The 18,484-nt window shown below is 34.9% G+C and carries 19 protein-coding genes and 1 pseudogene; 2 read left to right on the top strand and 18 right to left on the bottom strand.

Going from position 1 to position 18,484, the window contains the following annotated elements:
* Positions 1-53: 53 nt before the first annotated feature.
* The 3 genes from ACN6MX_RS06285 to ACN6MX_RS06275 form a co-directional block, all read right to left on the bottom strand.
* A complete protein-coding gene (locus tag ACN6MX_RS06285; RefSeq protein ID WP_419961787.1) occupies positions 54-614 on the bottom strand; it encodes a GNAT family N-acetyltransferase in 561 nt (186 codons plus the stop codon).
* Positions 615-811: 197 nt separating this feature from the next.
* Positions 812-1,168 (bottom strand): hypothetical protein, encoded by a 357-nt coding sequence (locus tag ACN6MX_RS06280; RefSeq protein WP_419961786.1) that lies wholly within the window; start codon positions 1,166-1,168, stop codon positions 812-814.
* A gap of 64 nt (positions 1,169-1,232) precedes the next feature.
* Positions 1,233-1,472: a hypothetical protein gene (locus tag ACN6MX_RS06275; protein WP_419961785.1), complete on the bottom strand. Its 240-nt coding sequence runs from the start codon at positions 1,470-1,472 to the stop codon at positions 1,233-1,235.
* A 357-nt stretch (positions 1,473-1,829) separates the two neighbouring features.
* On the opposite strand from ACN6MX_RS06275, the gene ACN6MX_RS06270 reads away from it, so the two are divergent.
* Positions 1,830-2,294, top strand: coding sequence for a hypothetical protein (locus ACN6MX_RS06270; protein ID WP_419961784.1), 465 nt, complete (start codon positions 1,830-1,832; stop codon positions 2,292-2,294).
* A 248-nt stretch (positions 2,295-2,542) separates the two neighbouring features.
* Here ACN6MX_RS06270 and ACN6MX_RS06265 read toward each other — a convergent pair.
* The 15 genes and pseudogenes from ACN6MX_RS06265 to ACN6MX_RS06195 all read right to left on the bottom strand — a co-directional run bounded on the left by ACN6MX_RS06265 (position 2,543) and on the right by ACN6MX_RS06195 (position 16,241).
* Positions 2,543-3,746 (bottom strand): annotated as a pseudogene (locus ACN6MX_RS06265) (IS110 family transposase).
* A 275-nt stretch (positions 3,747-4,021) separates the two neighbouring features.
* Positions 4,022-4,390, bottom strand: a complete 369-nt coding sequence (locus tag ACN6MX_RS06260; protein ID WP_419961783.1) for an NUDIX hydrolase — start codon at positions 4,388-4,390, stop codon at positions 4,022-4,024.
* A gap of 148 nt (positions 4,391-4,538) precedes the next feature.
* The gene (locus ACN6MX_RS06255; RefSeq protein ID WP_419961782.1) at positions 4,539-5,702 is read right to left on the bottom strand and encodes an anti-sigma factor family protein; all 1,164 of its coding nucleotides are present in this window, start codon (positions 5,700-5,702) and stop codon (positions 4,539-4,541) included.
* Positions 5,692-6,234, bottom strand: a complete 543-nt coding sequence (locus ACN6MX_RS06250; protein WP_419961781.1) for an RNA polymerase sigma factor — start codon at positions 6,232-6,234, stop codon at positions 5,692-5,694. The genes ACN6MX_RS06255 and ACN6MX_RS06250 overlap by 11 nt, the downstream gene beginning before the upstream one ends.
* A gap of 344 nt (positions 6,235-6,578) precedes the next feature.
* Positions 6,579-6,758 carry a hypothetical protein gene (locus ACN6MX_RS06245; protein WP_419961780.1) on the bottom strand — a complete coding sequence of 60 codons (180 nt, stop codon included), beginning with the start codon at positions 6,756-6,758 and terminating at the stop codon, positions 6,579-6,581.
* Positions 6,759-7,246: 488 nt separating this feature from the next.
* The gene (locus ACN6MX_RS06240) at positions 7,247-8,305 is read right to left on the bottom strand and encodes an LLM class flavin-dependent oxidoreductase (RefSeq protein WP_419961779.1); all 1,059 of its coding nucleotides are present in this window, start codon (positions 8,303-8,305) and stop codon (positions 7,247-7,249) included.
* Positions 8,306-8,319: 14 nt separating this feature from the next.
* Complete coding sequence (locus ACN6MX_RS06235; protein WP_419961778.1) at positions 8,320-8,769, bottom strand: MarR family winged helix-turn-helix transcriptional regulator; 450 nt, start codon at positions 8,767-8,769, stop codon at positions 8,320-8,322.
* A 53-nt stretch (positions 8,770-8,822) separates the two neighbouring features.
* Complete coding sequence (locus ACN6MX_RS06230; protein ID WP_419961777.1) at positions 8,823-9,173, bottom strand: DoxX family protein; 351 nt, start codon at positions 9,171-9,173, stop codon at positions 8,823-8,825.
* A 65-nt stretch (positions 9,174-9,238) separates the two neighbouring features.
* Positions 9,239-9,403, bottom strand: a complete 165-nt coding sequence (locus ACN6MX_RS06225; protein WP_419962567.1) for a DUF896 domain-containing protein — start codon at positions 9,401-9,403, stop codon at positions 9,239-9,241.
* Between the two features lie 596 nt (positions 9,404-9,999).
* Positions 10,000-10,449, bottom strand: a complete 450-nt coding sequence (locus tag ACN6MX_RS06220) for a DUF4362 domain-containing protein (protein WP_419961776.1) — start codon at positions 10,447-10,449, stop codon at positions 10,000-10,002.
* 428 nt (positions 10,450-10,877) lie between these two features.
* On the bottom strand, positions 10,878-11,831 hold the full coding sequence (locus tag ACN6MX_RS06215; protein ID WP_419961775.1) for an alpha/beta fold hydrolase: 954 nt from the start codon (positions 11,829-11,831) through the stop codon (positions 10,878-10,880).
* A 360-nt stretch (positions 11,832-12,191) separates the two neighbouring features.
* Positions 12,192-12,827: a CPBP family intramembrane glutamic endopeptidase gene (locus tag ACN6MX_RS06210; protein ID WP_419961774.1), complete on the bottom strand. Its 636-nt coding sequence runs from the start codon at positions 12,825-12,827 to the stop codon at positions 12,192-12,194.
* Positions 12,828-13,859: 1,032 nt separating this feature from the next.
* The gene (locus tag ACN6MX_RS06205; RefSeq protein ID WP_419961773.1) at positions 13,860-14,705 is read right to left on the bottom strand and encodes a DUF2785 domain-containing protein; all 846 of its coding nucleotides are present in this window, start codon (positions 14,703-14,705) and stop codon (positions 13,860-13,862) included.
* Positions 14,702-15,460: an alpha/beta fold hydrolase gene (locus ACN6MX_RS06200; RefSeq protein WP_419961772.1), complete on the bottom strand. Its 759-nt coding sequence runs from the start codon at positions 15,458-15,460 to the stop codon at positions 14,702-14,704. The genes ACN6MX_RS06205 and ACN6MX_RS06200 overlap by 4 nt, the downstream gene beginning before the upstream one ends.
* A 301-nt stretch (positions 15,461-15,761) precedes the next feature.
* Positions 15,762-16,241: a hypothetical protein gene (locus ACN6MX_RS06195; protein WP_419961771.1), complete on the bottom strand. Its 480-nt coding sequence runs from the start codon at positions 16,239-16,241 to the stop codon at positions 15,762-15,764.
* A gap of 334 nt (positions 16,242-16,575) precedes the next feature.
* Here ACN6MX_RS06195 and ACN6MX_RS06190 point away from each other — a divergent pair, with 334 nt between their 5' ends.
* A complete protein-coding gene (locus ACN6MX_RS06190) occupies positions 16,576-18,267 on the top strand; it encodes a M3 family oligoendopeptidase (protein ID WP_419961770.1) in 1,692 nt (563 codons plus the stop codon).
* The last annotated feature ends 217 nt before the right edge of the window (positions 18,268-18,484 follow it).

The raw sequence follows: 18,484 nt of genomic DNA, 5'->3' as shown, positions 1-18,484 counted from the left end.
CTTGAAGTAAAGCACCCGTTACTTTAAGTGTAATTCTTCACAATGTCCCTTGCTTAAACTTTGGCATAAATACAAGTATCAGTCAGTTTACTTCCATCTGCGGATAAATCCTCATTCTTTAAAATCCCTTCTAACTCAAATCCTAATTTTTCAGGAATAGAACGACTCTTTAGGTTTGTGGATTCACATCTAATTTCAACTCTCGTAAAGTTCATATGATTTAAACCTAGTTCACATAGTCCTTTTACCGCTTCTAACATATATCCGTTACCCATAAATCTTGTGTTAATCCAATAACCAATATGACTTTTTGGGATGTCCCAGTTTAAACCTTCAAAACTTGTTACTCCTATAAAATCATTAGTGTCTTTATGGAAAATCAGGAAACGTAAACTATCTCTTTTTATGAAGTTAATATATGTTTCTCTCAAATTTACTTCTGTTTCCTCCAGAGTAGGGATTGTCTGTGCAAATGGCAACCAAGCCTTTAATTCATTAAAAGAATCTTTAATTGCATCATTAACAATAGTACCGTCTCCTGATTGCCTAGGTGCTCGTAATAATAACCTTTCTGTCTCTATTTGTAATGGAATGTCTAATAATAATGGATTCACTACAACTCCCCCTTGCCACAACTTATTTATTATATCCTTGTTAAACTCTACTTCTTACTTTAGTTGAATAACAATACAGGCTATCTACTACAGACCCCACTTATGTATATTCTTCAACCTTGTTAAACTAACCTGCTGCTTTACTTGAACAAGAAAAGAGAGTTGTATCATCAACTCTCCAATTTACTAAAGCACCATTAGTTGAAGAAGAAACTCAGAACTGGCGGTAAGAATAACAGACTAATTGAAGTAAAAATAAGTATTTGAGAAACTATTTTCGGTAGTTTTTCTCTACCTTTTCCTTTATACCATCCGCTAAATTGCAATTTATTTCTATATAGTACAAAAAACAGAAGAGGAATAGCGATATAAGTCATCCAACCAAATTTGTCTATATCAGTGCCAATTTCTATATATACTTCTCCAACAAAATAACCCAAAATGCCAATAAAAATAAACATTATGAACAAAATTCGTATTAACTCTAAGAATATAACAACAGTAGTCATCAACACAGTATGAATAGATTTTTCACCATCACGACTATTTTTCAACAATTCCACCACCTTTGGTTGTTACTTCTCCATGAATTTTAGAAGTCCTTCTTTCACTAACCCATTAGTTCAATATCTTTAATTTTTTGAACCATTTAATCAAGGATACAATTATGACCATAATGAATGTAATTGTTATAGAGTATTCCAAAATCTTGAAGAGAAAATCTGGATAAGGAATTTCCCAACCCGAATGCATTCCATTAACATCCTCAGATGTTCCCGTTCTATCAACCAATACAAACAATGCCGAAAAAGAAATAATAAAGGAATATATAGCTGTTTTCACTAAAGTTTTTTCCACGTTCGAACCCCCTTTAATCTTTTTCTTCACCTTACCATAAAAACCCATTATTGTGTTAAACTGTTTCTTTAGTTCAATAAGAAAAAGGCTTTACTCCTTCTTGAAGTAAAGCACCCGTTAGTTGAAGAAGCATAGATTAGAGTAAGATTCTAATTCAAATTAAAAGACTGTTTTATATCTGAAATTGTTGCTTTATAGTAAAATTCATTTATATCCTTTTCTAATTTATCTCCTTCATGTTGAAAGCTAATTGTTTTAACCCCAACCTCCCCATTACCCTCTTTTCCCAAATTTGCTCATTGCTATAAAAGTATTATTTCTCTATAATTTATTTTTAGTACAATAAAGGAGTCTATTATGTATATTTGGAATATTAATGCACTTATTACAGCTTTAAGGGAAGATTCCTTTACTGAAAAACAGAAGAAAAATTATCGAAGTATCTTTTGGATTATAGCAGCTATATCTGTTATATCATTACCAATAGTTTACGATTTTTCTACTATGAATCAAATTGATATTATTGATTCCATTTGCTTTATTATGATCAATGGGATTGGTTTATTTGTATTATTTCGAATCTATAAAAAAGGAAATAAAAAAGAGTTTATTCTTCCGTATATTAGTTTAGCGATCCCAATTTTACTAAGATACATATTACTTGTTAACGCTTTAAATGGAATTGGATATTTTCTCATTTACGATTTACTACCTTATCAATCTCTCGAGGAAACAAATTTAATGGATTTAACTATTTCAATAATAGTGGAAGTTGTTTATAACTTAATGTTTATCCATTACTTTAAGAAGATAAATAAATAAGGCATCTAATCGTAGGAAGTCACACAAATAAAGGGTGATACTTATCATTATCGATATGTATCACCCTTTATTTCTTGCTCAAGAATTGCCTGCAATTTGGTAGATTATTATTCAACTAACCAGCTAATAGGATGTCAATATTTTTCTTTAAAATTTCTATTAATCTTATGTTATACTATTTTGTGCATGACAAATAGCCCTCCAAAAACCTTTTGGAAGGTTTTCTCTTAATTACTTGTAACCAGTAATTACACTATATCTTGGAAAGTTTCTTTGCTATTTAATAGAGCATAAATCCAATGAAGCAGTTTGTTAATGCAGGCTACTATCGCCACTTTGGACGGCTTACCTTCTGATTTCTTCTTATCATAGAATTCTTTCAGCTTTTTGTTTCTTGAACTTCTGATACCGCACAATACGGCAAGATACAAAGCATGGCGTAATCTACTAGAACCTCGTTTTGTAATACGATTGGTTGTGGCAGTAAACTTTCCTGATGAGTGGACACTGGGATCTACTCCTGCAAAGGCAACCAGTTTTTTTGGATGACTAAACCGATCGATTTCACCAATCTCAGAGATGATCGTGGCAGCGATTTTTTCCCCGATTCCTGGAATCGATTGAACAATCTTGTAATCTTCTAATTCATTTGCCAAGGTCACTATACGAACTTCCAACTCTGAAAGGTGTCCTTGGTACTGAAAAAGCATTTCAATATACATTTGAAGATTGATCAAGTGACTGTGATACACGACTTTTTGAAATGGATTTCGAGATGCGGAATCCATTAATTTTTTGGCCTTATCCAATGCCCATAGACTAGACCGTCTTGTACAAAACTCCATCACACATTCCGCTAGCTTACTTTCTCCAGCCGCTAGTACATCTTCTGAAGTAGGGTATTTCTTTAACATCAATAAAGAAACCTTCGAATAAAGATCACCAAAAACCTTGCGGTATTCAGGAAACACTTGATCTAAAATAGTGTGAAACTGCAGTTTAGCCTCCACATACATATTCGTCACAATCTCCTGTTGTATGGAAAGATTTCTAAGATTTAATAATTGGATTCCTCTGTTTTTATGAGGTTCAAAATCTTCTTTGTAATAAAGCACACACAACTGATACGCATCAATTGCGTCTGTTTTTACCCTTCTTAAAACTGGATCTCTTCGCCTGATAAGAAATGATCGGATTAAGCAAAATATATAAAATTTCATGGTCCTCCAAGTATTGAATAACAGGAGAATGATAATGACCTGTAGATTCTAAAATGACCATAGGCATTTGCCCAGTCATCCCTTCAATCTCCTTTAAAAAGCCTATAAAACGGTCTAACTCCTCTTTTGTATGCTTCATAGAATAACTCTTTCCAAACGGCTTCGATTTATCTAAAAACGCCTGAACTTGGCTCTCTCCTTTAGCCACATCCAGACCAACTACTGGGTTCATTTAGCTTCCTCCTCTGACTTCACTCACCAGTACCCCTATTCCTCCATGTAGTATCATAGCTTCGCTTGTTATACGAGATCTATGTCCCAACCAGCCTCAAACATGTTTCTACAAGTAGGGGGTGGACAGTTTAGTTCAAGGGATCATTGTCCCACGCACCCGTACGTCCTACCCTGGCTACTGATATATTAAATCCTATAAAAATAAGGTCAACCAGTAAAAACTGGTTAACCTTATAATACGAAGCACCCGTTAGTAGAGAATAGATATTTTATTTACCTTATAGATTTTTGATACAAGTTAAAAATTGGAAGCGTAATATTATCCCATTTAGTTTTATCATCAATTGACACCCAGGAAACATCAATTATATCTTCGTTATCCTCAATACTTTTATCTACAAACATTTTTCCGCCAACAATTTCCACTAAATAGGTAAATTTCGTTGATTCTGTATTAAGAAGTTCTTTGATTTTAACCTCATAACCAGTTTCTTCTTTTATTTCTCTTATGCAAGCATCTTCTGGAGATTCTCCTTTATGAATTCCTCCACCTGGAAAATTCCATACAATTTCCCCACGTTGAACATGTTGTTGAACCATTAACACCATATTATCTTTTAAAACAAACCCTTGAGAAATCATAAAAACCTCCAATTTTATATTTTTTATTGAACTAACCTGTACCCTTAAGTTCAATAAAAAGAGGCTTTACTCCTTCTTGAAGTAAAGCACTCGTTAGTTGTATAATATGACTCCCACTGTAATTATTTACTAGGTGAGAGTCTGGTAATCAGTCTAATTCTAATACGATCGGTTCAATTTGCTTTATTATCTTTACAGTATCCGGCACTAATTTGAATGTACTTGGAATTTGTTCGTGACCGTCAAATTGTAGCTTATAAACGGTGCGATTATTAATTAAATTTACAGTTGTTCGGTCAGAAACAATTAAACGATCGTTAATGACCATCTCCCAACTTGCTGCACGAACTTCTGGGTCACCTTCCGTAGAAATTTGTAAATGTAATGTGTCTTGTTTGATTTCTAATGCATCGATTATATACGTTGCGTTTTCAAACTGAAATGGTTGTAACTGTGCAGCACTCACTTCCGTCTCGTATAAACTGAAAACATTTGCTTGCATTGCAAGCACCTCTAATGTCTCTGGCTTTGTATGGCTTGGAACAGAAGTTGTGTAAATCCTTTCCCCTAATACATCTGTTCCTCCACCACTTGTACTAGAAATATTGATCATAGGTAGTTCACCTTCTAAATACTTTGTGCTTTTAATTAATTGTCCTGTTTCATTTCTAATCGCATATTGAATTTCTGTTCTCATTTTACCGAAAAAGTCGTCTTGGGTATGATCGAGTTGCAATTGGTCAGCACCATCTTTATATTGATATCGAGTTCGAATTTGCTCGTATAAATTGTCATGATATTGTTGGTATTCATCCCTGAATTTGACTCGAAAATGAATATCAACGTTGTCTCCATTTTCTACAACCTCATCAATCGAAACATCTAAAAACGGCTCATTTAAGCTAGGGACTTGTCCGGCTGTTGAAAGGTCTTTCTGTTCACTACTGTTAGCTTCAACTAATTGAGTTGACTCGTCAATCTGCTGTGTTACTTCATTCGGTATACTATTCCAGTAATAAAGTGCGAAGCCTAACACAATAACTGCAACACTGATTACATTTATTTTTAATGTATGCCAATATTTTTTACGCTTTGTATTTGTTTGAATACGTTGCATAATGAAATCAGCTTGACTATGTGTCATCATTGGCTTATTGAGTTGTGCAAATAAAGCTTTTTGTTCATTTACTAATTGCTCATATTCACTCTGACAATTTTTACAGTATTGCAAATGAGCTTCTATTTTTTGTTGCTCACTATTTTCTAAAAAACCTTCTATATAATCTTCCAACAAGTTCGAATCACATTTCATAATAAAAACCTCCTTTTGTCGTTCCGATTAACCTTAGTTTTCTTTTACTACGGTGCAATTTGTTACGAACGTCGTTTAAAGAAATTTGTAGCACATGCCCAATTTCATAGTAGCTAAGCCCATTCACATATTTCAATAACAATACAAAATATTCGGTTTCATCTAATTGCTGAAGAAGCTGCTCTAATTGCTCATTTTCTTCACGTAATAACAATATTTTTTCCGGATAACGACTATCCGTTACTTCGATATCGATTGGTGTCGTTTGATACTTGTGTTTTCGTAAATGATCAAAACAATTATTGACCACAATTCGATAGAGCCATGCATTAAATGACCCTGTTTTTTTATACTTATGTAGGCTATAGTACACTTTAATAAAAATATCCTGGACGATATCATCTGCAACAGTACGATTACGGACAATTCGTAAAACAGTGCTAAAGACTTTCTGTTCATAATGTTTGATAACGTGTGCAAAGTAATATTCTTCTCCGTTATTTACTCTCGCAATCACTTCATCCATCTCCATCCGATTCACCTCCTTACTACTATAACGAACAAATCTCTATTTCCTCTCAAAAAAATTTTTATTTTTCTATTTAAGGAAAATTTATTTACTGTTTTATCGAATATAAAAAACGTCTTTCATCCAAAATGGATGTAAGACGGCAAAAACAATCTCTTTGTCTCTATTTTTTTATATTTGATAATAATGGATTGAATTATCCTTATGTAATAACTAGTTCAATAATTTTCTATAATACCTCTTATTCAACTAAACTGCCGCTTTAGTTCAATAAGAAAAAAGGCTCTACTCCATCTTGAAGTAAAGCACCCGTAGTTTAATTCATTGGTATAAGATATGCTATTCGATTAACTTCTCTTTTTAAATAATAACAAAATGACATTCCATATCAATCCAATAACAATGCATGTTATTGAAATGAAAAATGTAAGCCAATAAAAGCCTCCTGCTGGAACGGTGAACTCTGCCAAAATAAATAATATGATTCCAAAAAACAAATACATGTGTAGCAATACAAATCTATTCATTGTTCTTGCCCCTTTCTGATTAACTAGAATATTCTTATTCAACTAACCTGCTGCGTTAGTTCAATAAGAAAAAAGGCATTACCCCTTCTTGAAGTAAAGCACCCGTTACTTTAAGTACAATACTTCACAATCTTTTTACACCTTTATAAACTTAACTCCTTAAATGCGTTTATGAATACAAAATTACGCCATCTTTTTGGATTCTCGCCAGATTTTTGTGGATTTACAGAGAAAAAGTAATATGCAAAGTGTTATGAAATAACTAAGATTGGACAGCATTACTTAAAATGCTCCCAAACCGTAACTAACATTGGCTTTTATCAATCGTGCATAAAAAAATGTATAAACAATGTTTATAGAAAAAGCCGAAAAACGCTGATTAAACAGTGTTTTTCGGCTTTTTAATGTACTCCCAAACTTTCATTTCGGCACGTTATTTATTTTATTTTGTATACTTTATAAGTTTTTAAAAATAATAATAAAGTTGTTTAATTTTTTGCTGTATATTTTTTCACAGCAGGTACAATTTCTGTTGCTAATAATTCAATATTTTTCTTTATCTGATCCATCGTAATGCCACCAACATCAATTTCTCCTAAGAAACGTTGATGACCATACATTTCATATTGATACAATATTTTTTCAATAATTTGTTGCGGCGAACCAACCATTAATGTATCACGATGATCTAGTGCAGCATCAAATTGTGGTTTCGGATAAATCCCACCTCTTAAGTGAACGCTTGTAGTATTCAGATGAGGGTAAAGTTCACGGAATGCTGTTTGACTGTCTTCAGCAATATACAAGACACTTGCTGTTGAAATCGGTAATGTTTTGGGATCAAACCCAGCACGCTTAGCTGCTTCACGGTAGCCCTGTACCGCATGGTTAAATGCACTTGCAGGACCTCCTAGTGTTGTTAGCATCATAGGTGCGCCTGCATAACCAGCTTTAATCGCACTTGCAGGCGGTCCTCCTACTCCACGCCAAATAGGCATCGATCCATTTAATGGCTGTGGTAAGATTTCTGCATCATTTAATGGCACACGGAATTTCCCTTGCCATGTCACACGTTCTTCGTCATTAATTTTTAAAAGTAAATCAAATTTTTCTTCAAATAGCTCTTCATAATCGTGGACATCATATCCGAGTAACTCATATGCTCCTAATCGGGAACCTCGACCCGCTACAATTTCTGCACGCCCGTTAGAGATTAAATCAAGCGTTGCAAAATCTTCATACACTCTGACTGGATCTGAAGTACTTAATACACTTACAGAACTTGCTATTTTTATTTTGTTTGTTGCTTGTGCAATTGCCCCGAGAATAACCGTATGCGCTTGTGTTGCAAACAATGGTTGGTGACTTTCCCCTACCGAAAAAATATCAAGACCCGCATCTTCAGCTAATTTTGCCGTTTCGATTAATTCCTGGATGCGTTGTTGCACTGAAATACGCTCGCCTGTTAATGGATTTTTTAAATGATCTCCAATTGAATATAAGCCAATTTCCAGTCCGTTTTTAGGATTAATACGATATTTTTCCATTTTGTCTCTCTCCTTTACGAAAGCTCCTCTGCAGCTAAACCAACAGTTTTTAATAATGCTGTTAATTGTTCCTTTTGACTGTCATCTAACACTGCTAAATTTTGTACAATCATTTCTACGTGCTTCGGGAAAATTTCATTAAATAAATCTTCCCCCTTCTTTGTCAATAATACTTTGCAATAGCGTTTGTTCTCTTCATTGATTTCGCGTTTCGCTAATTCCTTTTTTTCTAGCTTGTTCACTACATACGTGATACTTCCGCTTGGAATCATTAACGTTTCGCTAATATCTTGAATATAATGAGGTCCTTTATTATAAAGCAGCTCTAGGACTATAAAGTTTTCAATCGTTAAACCATGACTTGTAATATCCTTCGCTGCATTATCATAAAGTGCTTTCGATGCTTTTAACAGCGTTCGAAATAACTTCAATTCTTTTTCTGCATGTTGTAATTTCTGTTCCATCAATTAGTCGCCTCCGATGTTTCTTTATCTTCAGCATAAAAGTTTTAACTGACTTAGCCAAGTAAAGATGAGTAATTTAATGCCAATACGATGGCTCCAAGCACTAGTAAAATGATAGGCATCATCATATCTTTCAATTTGTCTTGAATTTTAATATGTGTGAATATTGCCCCAATCATCGTTGCAACAACAAGGAAGCTACCAATTGCAGCCAATGTTCCATTCCAAATACCTGCTATTAAAAGAACTGCTGCTACAACCTCTACAACGCCTGTGAAAATTCGAAATCCTGCTGAATAACCATAATGTTTAAATCCTTCAACCATTTGTTTTGAACCAAATTTCATTAGTCCAAACATAATAAACCCTAATCCTAAAACTACTTGCAGTATTGTTGATACCATTTTTATATTCTCCTTTTCCTCATCCTACTATTAGGATGAAATCCATAATTTTTTATAATCACCGTTTAAAACGGAAATTCACTTTGATATTGTTTTGTTTTTTCAACAACTAGCTTTGCTGGTGGTAAGTCTTCTCCTGATTCACTTGAAATCGTAAGACTCGTCATTGTCGACGTCACCTGACCACGAATTTCTTGTAAGTTATCTTGTCTTAACTTGTCTCGTTCAATGATTTATTCACCAGTCAAGCCTTCCTCCCGATTTTTCGAAGCTAGTTCATTAATTCTTTTTAAGCTCGCAATCATCATCATTTTCCTTTCTATGAACTTGTTTCAACACATATCCTAGTGTTAGGATATACTCATCCTAACACTAGGATATTGAGATGTCAATTATTTGAAAATAATTTTAAAATCCTCATTTATCTAAACGGCTGCGTTATTTAAAGAAAAAATGTCCACAAAGCGGCGTTTGGTAACATTTCTTTACTTAGCGTTGTAAATTTGACGAAAGTCCTTGTTGCACTATACTGCCGCGTTAGTTCAATAAGAAAAAATGCTTTACCATTATTGAAGTAAAGCACCCATTAGTTGAAGAAGAAAAGTGAAGCTTATTCAATAATCGCGCGCTTAAATTGATTAACTAAAATACCATCTCAGTTATAGAATCAATTAAGTATTCCAGTTGAATATAAACGTTCTATCGACAGGAAGGTATCTTGCCAACGGTAAACGAAAGTTGGAGCTTGCTTATCTGGAAAATGTGTGCGGCCTACAATTCATTTGGCTCCTTTATTGTGATTGAAACGATTGTTTTTACGTAATAGTCAATGCTCGTGGTCCTCTACTTGTTCCTTCATGACGCTTAAGATTATGAAGCTTTCAACGGTGGGATCCTGCTGACACCCTTCCAGTGTATAGGTGAATAATTGCTGTCCCTCCTCTGATACCAGCTCCGAACAGGTCATGTTTTCTTTGGCGGGGCTGTCTCCCCGATCCTTATTTTTTGAGCTATCAATTTCCAAATCGAATAAAGATCCGTCGAAAGATAAATTGTACAATGTTGGTTTTCCTTCCAGCGTATAATTGGTAATCCTTACGGAAGCCGCTTCTTTCGCTTCGATGTTGTTCAAGAATCGTTCAAAGCGGGGGAAATTGTAAACAGGTCCATGCATATTAATGACATCGCCGTTTTTAACCGCTGTTTCGCTATCATATGAACAAGCAGATAGCATGCATGTACCGAGAAACAGTAGTAGATACAAAAGTTTTCGCATTTTAATCCTCCCATGGTGTCCATGATATTTCACCTTCACTGTATGCGTTAAACCATCAATCTATCCACCAGCAATGCATAAAAAACATTTCAGAAGGCGGTTTTTGAGCGGAAGGTTAAGGAAGGATATTATCAGAAGTACTTTTAAATGGAAAAGGAGCAACGTCTTAAAAGACGTTGCTCTATTTGACTAAAGCACACCGTTAGTTCAACAAGCATTATTTCTTTTTAGAAGACTTATACCCAATAATAATAACAACAGCAACAATTACGGTAAACCATATATACCAATCCATTCGATTTCCCCCTTTTGGAAAACAGCCATCTACTAAGATTTATGCTCTTTACACCAAAACATTCCCTATTTTAACCAGCTGCATTACTTCGAAAACAAAAAAGGCTTTACTCCTTCTTGAAGTAAAGCACCCGTTAGCTTAATAAGAACTTGTTTTTATCTAGTTCGTTAATAACTTCTTTTATTGTATCTATTACAATTTCTGGATTTTCCAAATGAATTGAATGCCCATGGTCAGTCTTAATTTGAATCGTATTATTTGTTAAATTAGAAAGAATATTTTGATGTTCTACCCAAGAAACATCATTATTGTTAGAACTTAAAACAGTTATTGGAAGTTCTTTATTTAATGGTTTTGAGTCTTTTAATTGAGAGGCAGATTCTTCACTATAAAAGAATTCTTTATATACTGCTTCGAATGTTTTAGAATTATAACCAATATAGTTTATATATTTTTGATAAGGTTCTGGCAAACGTTTTCTGCCAACTGGTTGTTTTAGTAGTCTAGGAATACCTAAGCTTGAAGTTATATATCCCAATCTAAATAACCTCAAGTTTTTCTTATGAATGTTCGTACGTTCTTCATCCCATTCACTACTTAAATATCTTTTTTCGTGTACTGAATCAATTAAAATTAAAGCGGCCACTTTCTCAGGATATTTACTAGCAAACAATCGCATATTTAAACCACCAAATGAATGTCCTACTAACACGTATGGAGGTTTTGCGTTTAATTCTTCTAACACTTTTATCAAATCCTCAACCACGTTTTCACTTGTATATTTTCCTTTTACCGATGAACTCCATCCATATCCAGCCCTATCGAATGAAATAACCTTTGAAAATTCAGAAACTTTTGGTTGGATATAATACCAATCAATTGAACAACAGCTTAATCCAGCATCTAATATTACTGTATATTTTGAATCATCGCTTCCAGAATCAATTGTATGAATTACTCTATCATTTATTTTTACTAGATTGCCCAATCCGTTTACTTTATTTTTCTTATTAGAGTACATATTTACTAATGTTAATGGAAAGCCAAGGAATCCAAGTGTTGTTTTAATAACTTTTTCATTCTTCATATAACCTCTCCTCGTATCATCTAGAGATATGATTGCATTATTGAACGGAATGGTGCGAATAATAATTATTAAACTAAACTACGTTAGTTCAAGAAAAAAGTGCTCCACCCAGACTTGAAGTAAAACACCCCTTTTGTTCAATAATTTACATATATTAACTTATTCAACACGATTTCAAAAATACCTTCTTATTCAACTAAACTGCGGCATTAGTTTAAGTGTAACATTTCACAATGCTTATCTGGGTTCAATTTAATGTTTTTGACATAGAAATAGACCATCAAAACGATGGCTAGATTTTGCTAAAGCACCCGTTAGTTTAATAACAAGCTAACACTGAATGTACTCCTAAATTAAATGCTATTCAAAAAAATAAGCACCAATTATAGCTATGCTTGATGAAAATAAATTCCATAGGATATGAAGAGTAATTGGAACTAATAATCTGTTAGTTTGATAATAACTGTAAGTATAAACGATTGATAACCAGAATAATAAAGGAAAACTTGGTAAATTCATATGCCACCCAGCGAAGATTACTGAGGTAAAAAGAATACTTAATAAAATAGTGAATTTCTTTGAAAATGAGGTAAATAAAATTCTTCTGAATATTAACTCTTCTAATATTGGTCCTATAAAAACAAATGGAATAACTATTAATGGGATAGCTTGTGTCATTTTCGAAGAATTAGATACTTCAGACGTGTAAAACAAAGGTGTTATTGTAGCAATAACTATAAAACCGACTATAGCAATAAAAAACCATTTGATAATTGCATATATTGATTGTTTAACCGTTGATTTTCTTTTTTCAAATACCATTAGTTTTATATCGTCTCTCAATAAATATAAAGTTATTATCAGTAACAATGGGGAAAGCGTAAAATTAAGTATAATCACTAAATTTCTCGGATTATTAAATATCAAAGTGATGACATCACCTAAAAGTACTACTCCAAAGTAAATTATCAATGCATATACATGATTTCTTTTCATTTATACCTCCACTCAATCATAATAAATATGCTTTATAATAAGAAAACTCCTTCTTCGACTAAACTACTTCGTTTTATTCAAGGGAAAAGTGCCACCCCCAGACTTGAAGTAAAACACCCCTTTTGTTCAATAATTTACATATATTAACTTATTCAACACAATCGCAAAATAACCTTCTTCTTCAACTAACCTGCGACTTTAGTTGAAGTGTAACATTTCACAATGTATATCTGAGATAAACTTAATATTTTGGACATAAAAATAGACCATCGAAATGATGGCCATATTTTGCTAAAGCACCCGTTAGTTGAACAAGGAATCTAATTTAAAATACTGCATGAGTAGTAGTTTTCTGCCTTCGCGGTTTGGTTATAGTCCATAGTCCTATTAACGTAATAGGAAGCTGAACAATGGTTAAAATAAACCAAACCCTATTTTCAATCTTTCACATTTTTAAATATTGAAACTTTTCATTATTTGCAACGTATCTAATAACAACCTACTACCTGATTGGAAGTGAATTAATGAGCTTTGGTACCTGGATTGCTATCGCAGTAGCACTTTTTGCAGCTATATCCTTCTCAAGAAAAAAGAAAAGCAGATAACATTTCCGGAGATTAATTCAACTTGATTAATCTCTTTTCTTTCATAGTTTGGTTCAAATGCGACATAAAAAATCCCCTTCTCTTATTCAACTAAACTGCTACTTTAGTTTAAGTGTAACATTTCACAATACATATCTGAGATCAACTTAATATTTTGGACATAAAAATAGATCATCGAAATGATGACCATATTTTGCTAAAGCACCCGTTAGTTTAAGTACATTTTTTCACAATCTTTACAGAAATGCTGCCCTTAGTTCAATGAGAAATAACTACCTTAATTGCAGCCATTGCCTCTCCTTTTGTGCGTGGTGGGTGGTACTACCATTTTACCAAAGGATGGTTTCTTTTTGTTTTTCTTCACATAAAAAAGGGCAAAATCCCTCAGCCAATTTCCCATGGCTTTTGGGACAGCCCCTCTAATCCTTTAACTGATAGAAAACCTGTTCAATTTTGCCTCAGTACCAAGTATGACAGTGTTAAGATCATTCCCTCGGCTATCTTGTCCCCTTCTGAAATAGAGACTGCGTAAAAAATTCTTGCTGTTCACGCGAGCAATCACCTGACTGCGGCTTCTCGGCAAATTGCAGCATTGCGCTAAATCGCTAATCCAATCAGCGATTTCTTGATGTGGAAGTAACTGTTTGTCAATCATCGTATCTATGATGTTGACTAACCGCTCATCATCCTCATCGCTAAAAATGTGTCTCCCATTATGAAGCATGTCAGAAATAGCAACAAGAACCTCACGTAGCATTGCGACGCCGCTCTCCTCGCACTGAACCAGCTCGACAAAAACATCCGCACCGTGAGACGCGCTGTGAGCCCAACCTCCTACTGAAAGGTAACCTCGCAGATCCTTCTCCTCTTTATAATAACGAAGCATCGCATGCATTAATTGCTCAATTTCCGCTTGATTGAAAAATGGATTCTGTCTGTGGCGATGCACAATCAAAGCGATAGGTAAAGCAGAGAACGTCCTTGTAAAAACTGACTGATCATCCTCGCTGCCAATACTATAGAACAAATGGTTCTCATCAGTCAGAACAGTTAAGAGGCTTCGTAACTCCTCTTCACTGAACCTATTCTCTTCCTTAATCCACATATAAAACACCGGATAAATCAGGTTATCCCGTAATTCTGGCTGAGGATCGCCAATATATTGAAGTAACAAAAGTAAGAAATCTTGATGCTGCTCACCTTCGCGTAACTGATACTCATCCTTCTCAATTCTTTGCAAATCCAGCATCAATTTGGTCCTTATATCGCTCATTTCCCCATCTCCTTCAACATTAACATAATCTCCTCTATAACAACTTCTGGCTCATCACGATGAATATAATGTCCACTTCGACTAGCAATCCGGTACTTGCTTGACGTTGATAGCCATTGGAATTCTGCTTGGAGTCTTTGCTCAATTTCCAATATTTCTTGAGATGGCCATCCCTCTTCAACATTGTCAGGTAAACCTCTTGTAATAATTGCGAGAGGGAGGTTACTTTGCTTTGTATGATCAACGATTTGCTCATAGCTTTGTATTTTATCAATCTTCTCACTATTCAACATAGGATTCTCGTAATATTCCCTATTTCTTGCAAGCAGATTTTCGGGTAGAACCTTTTCATAGGCAAGTTCTTTATATTCCGGTGCAGCGTCAACCAAAACCATACCGCAGATGTTCAGTGGATAAAGGCTGGCATATAATCTAGCGACCAAACCACCAAAAGAATGTCCCACCAATATATAGGGTTTCTCCACTTCAAGTGCTAGCAACAAATCGTTGAGCTCCTCGACTAGATCATAGCAAGTCGTCGGGACGGATGCGACTTGACTCCTGCCAATACCCGACCTGTTATAGGAAAAGGTTGATGTTTTTTGCGATATTCGGTCTTGGACTTTTTTCCATGTCTCATAGCTATCGCCTAACCCTGCTATGAAGATGACGCTTGGAGTACTGTTACGTGAATTATTATTGAATAGTCTGCGGTTATCACAGATATGCATTATCTTTTTATATTGTATAGTCACTTTTAATCACCTAGTTCAATTATAAGCTTCACACTATTAATATTTCCATAATAATTGGATTATTATATAGTTTTGCGAACTTTTCCATTTTTTATTTTGTAACTTCAGCTGAAACCACTCGAAAAGAAATCTGTAGAATACCAATTGATAATTTGCTTACTTCCAAGTTTTTTGTCGTTTTAAACATTTCACACTGGACCTCCTAAATCTATTTGATTGTTCTGTAAATATAAATAGACCATCGAATGATGGTCTTGTTCTGCTAAGCACCCGTTGGTTGAAGAACTTATAAGAACATTAGTCACGAGGAAAAAATGAAGTCTCCTAAATTATTTGGTCTATCTTTGGTAATTCTTGCTTCTATCAAGGGTCCCGTTTTTACGAAAAGGTAAGATTCTTCAAATTCAAAAACAAGCGTGGTTAATATATCGATATTCTCATCTTTATATCCGTATCCGCTTACTTTATTAATTAAATTATCTTCAAAATAAAATAGAGAACCTATTATGATATGGTGATATGGGGAAAGCTCTGGGTCTTCCAAATAGTCTAGCGGTTCAGGGGTTTCCTGTTCATTTAGGATTAGGTAATCAGTTAAATCCTCGTCTTCAAACCAACTTATATTCCAATACCAAAATTCTAATGTAACTGGGTTATTAATCTTGAAAACATATTCTGAAGAAAAAAGAACCAAATCATCTCTGACATGAAGTTGACTTGCATAAATACCTGTCAATAAACATCCTTGTAACGACTCTAGACTTTGCCATTCTGTTTTCATTTTTTCCTCCCCTTTTCCTCCCCGTGAACTAAACTGCTTCTTTAGTTTAAGTGTAACATTTCACAATACATTTCTGAGATCAACCTAATGTTTTGGACATAAAAGTAGACCATCGAAATGATGGCCATGTTTTGCTAAAGCATCCGTTAGTTGAATAAGATTGAAATCGCCTGATAGTATCACTTTTAGTTACCAAAGATAATATATTCATTTAGAAATTCTCTACGTATTTTTGCTCTTTAGCGTAATATTTTTATATTTCAGAGTATTTTATTGTTGTATTTGAAAGTAAATTATATTACTCTTTAAAGTAATGAATGATTGGAGGGAGAAAATGAATATTATCAAACAAAAGGATTCCATCTTAGATATTGACCAATATGAAAAAGACTTTGAAAGAATGTTGAAAGGCTTTATAAATGCAGCTTCTTTTGAGGAGCAAAATGTCCAGTTTGAAAGGCTGAACCATCGTCGACTTGCTTATCAGGCGTCAGAAAACGAAGCGAGGATTCATTACTTTGGAGATACGGCAAATGATGAATACAATAAACAGTATGCCTTTTTCCAAGAGTCCGAGCCACGCTGGCTATGGATGACAGGGGAATACTACAAAGAGATCCTGAACGCGAAATTTAGGGAACAGCTTGAGAGGCAGTGGGGTAATCAGCTATTCAAAATTGCAGATATTAAGCTGAAAACCTATTCTGATGAAGTGCAAGAAGATATCAGGATGGAAAATCGCCTTGTATCCGAGTATCAGGAGCTGATGGGAAAAGCGATTATTCCTTTCGATGGAAAAGAGCTGAGATTAAGTACTTTGGCTGTATATCTGGGCTCACCTGATCGTGAGGTTCGAAAAGCAGCCTTTGAAGCAAAATCGGGCTACTTCAAACAGCATGCCTCCGATTTTGACCGAATCCTTGATAATCTGGTTAAGACACGCAACCGAATCGCGAAAACGTTAGGTTATTCGTCCTTTGCGGAACTTGGCTATGACCGAATGCATAGAACAGGACATACGCCCGACGACCTCGTTCAATACCGCAAGCAAGTGAAAGAGCATGGGGTGCAATTCATTTCTTCACTTAGAAAGAAACAGCAGAACCGTATTGGCGTTTCCAAACTGAAGTATTATGATGAGAGCTATTTCTTCAAAAACGGTTCGCCCTCGCCTATAGGGACATATCAGGAAATATTAGAAGTTTATCGGGCTATTTTCCATGAACTGTCTCCTGAAACGGGTGCATTTTTTGATGAACTGATGGAAAAAGGGAATGTTGACGTGGAATCCCGTACAAACAAAATGGGTGGGGCATTCGCGTCGTATAGCGGTCCGGAAGTTGCTTCGTTTATCTTCGCAAATTTCAACGGCACATCCAATGATGTCAGGGTATTTGCACATGAGGCGGGCCATGCATTTCAGTTTTATATGAGCCGTCACTCCAATATCCATGAGTACATTATTCCGTATGATTCCTGTGAGATATTTTCATTCACGATGGAACGGTTTGTTTGGCCTTGGATGGAACGGTTTTTTGGGGAAGATACGCAGAAGTACCAGTTTTCCAACCTGTCCGAAGCATTTATTTATATGCCGGTTGTCTCAGTTGTTGATGAATTCGAGCACTTCCTGTATGAATTCCCGACAGCCACCGTGCAAGTTCGGAAGCAAAAGTGGCGAGAGTTGGAGCATGAGTATTTGCCGGAACGGGACTACGATGGCAATGAATTTTTAGAGCAAGGCACAGGGTTTTATGAAATAGGGCATCTGTTCACTACGCCTTTTTATTACATGGACTATGATTTGGCCCATTTTGCTGCAGTCCAGCTATGGATCAAACAGAAAGATGACCCAAAACCTGCTTGGAAAAGCTTCCTGAAAATGTGTAAACAAGGGGGACGGCTCCCATACCCTGAGCTTTTGAAGAGTGCAAACTTGGAGTCTCCTTTTGAAGATGGAAGCATGGAGAGGCTTCTTGAAAAGGTCAAAAGCTGGATCGATCAGGTGGATGACCGTTCATTTTAATAGAAAGTTTATTGGTAGCCGAAATTGCATTTTCGGCTACTTGTTTTATGTGGTAGCTAATATCGATTATTTCATCCTCCTATTGAACTAACCTGCTTCTTTAGTTCAATAAGAAAAAAGCTTTACTCCTTCTTGAAGTAAAGAAGTGAAGCTTACTCAACAATCGAGTCCGTTTGCTTTAACAATAGCCCCAAAGTAAAAGGTGATTCAGTTCAGA

It is taken from the genome of Psychrobacillus sp. BM2, assembly GCF_048572895.1.
GTDB lineage: Bacteria > Bacillota > Bacilli > Bacillales_A > Planococcaceae > Psychrobacillus.
This window is presented reverse-complemented; position numbering and strand designations above follow the sequence as displayed.

Bases quoted from the DNA above. Each gene is read 5' to 3' on its own strand.
- ACN6MX_RS06230 (WP_419961777.1), bottom strand. From the start codon at position 9,173: ATGGTATCAACAATACTGCAAGTAGTTTTAGGATTAGGGTTTATTATG.
- ACN6MX_RS06205 (WP_419961773.1), bottom strand. From the start codon at position 14,705: ATGAGCGATATAAGGACCAAATTGATGCTGGATTTGCAAAGAATTGAG.
- ACN6MX_RS06190 (WP_419961770.1), top strand. From the start codon at position 16,576: ATGAATATTATCAAACAAAAGGATTCCATCTTAGATATTGACCAATAT.
- ACN6MX_RS06235 (WP_419961778.1), bottom strand. From the start codon at position 8,769: ATGGAACAGAAATTACAACATGCAGAAAAAGAATTGAAGTTATTTCGA.
- ACN6MX_RS06255 (WP_419961782.1), bottom strand. From the start codon at position 5,702: ATGAAATGTGATTCGAACTTGTTGGAAGATTATATAGAAGGTTTTTTA.
- ACN6MX_RS06245 (WP_419961780.1), bottom strand. From the start codon at position 6,758: ATGAATAGATTTGTATTGCTACACATGTATTTGTTTTTTGGAATCATA.
- ACN6MX_RS06270 (WP_419961784.1), top strand. From the start codon at position 1,830: ATGTATATTTGGAATATTAATGCACTTATTACAGCTTTAAGGGAAGAT.
- ACN6MX_RS06250 (WP_419961781.1), bottom strand. From the start codon at position 6,234: ATGGAGATGGATGAAGTGATTGCGAGAGTAAATAACGGAGAAGAATAT.
- ACN6MX_RS06220 (WP_419961776.1), bottom strand. From the start codon at position 10,449: ATGCGAAAACTTTTGTATCTACTACTGTTTCTCGGTACATGCATGCTA.
- ACN6MX_RS06260 (WP_419961783.1), bottom strand. From the start codon at position 4,390: ATGATTTCTCAAGGGTTTGTTTTAAAAGATAATATGGTGTTAATGGTT.
- ACN6MX_RS06215 (WP_419961775.1), bottom strand. From the start codon at position 11,831: ATGAAGAATGAAAAAGTTATTAAAACAACACTTGGATTCCTTGGCTTT.
- ACN6MX_RS06210 (WP_419961774.1), bottom strand. From the start codon at position 12,827: ATGAAAAGAAATCATGTATATGCATTGATAATTTACTTTGGAGTAGTA.
- ACN6MX_RS06240 (WP_419961779.1), bottom strand. From the start codon at position 8,305: ATGGAAAAATATCGTATTAATCCTAAAAACGGACTGGAAATTGGCTTA.
- ACN6MX_RS06195 (WP_419961771.1), bottom strand. From the start codon at position 16,241: ATGAAAACAGAATGGCAAAGTCTAGAGTCGTTACAAGGATGTTTATTG.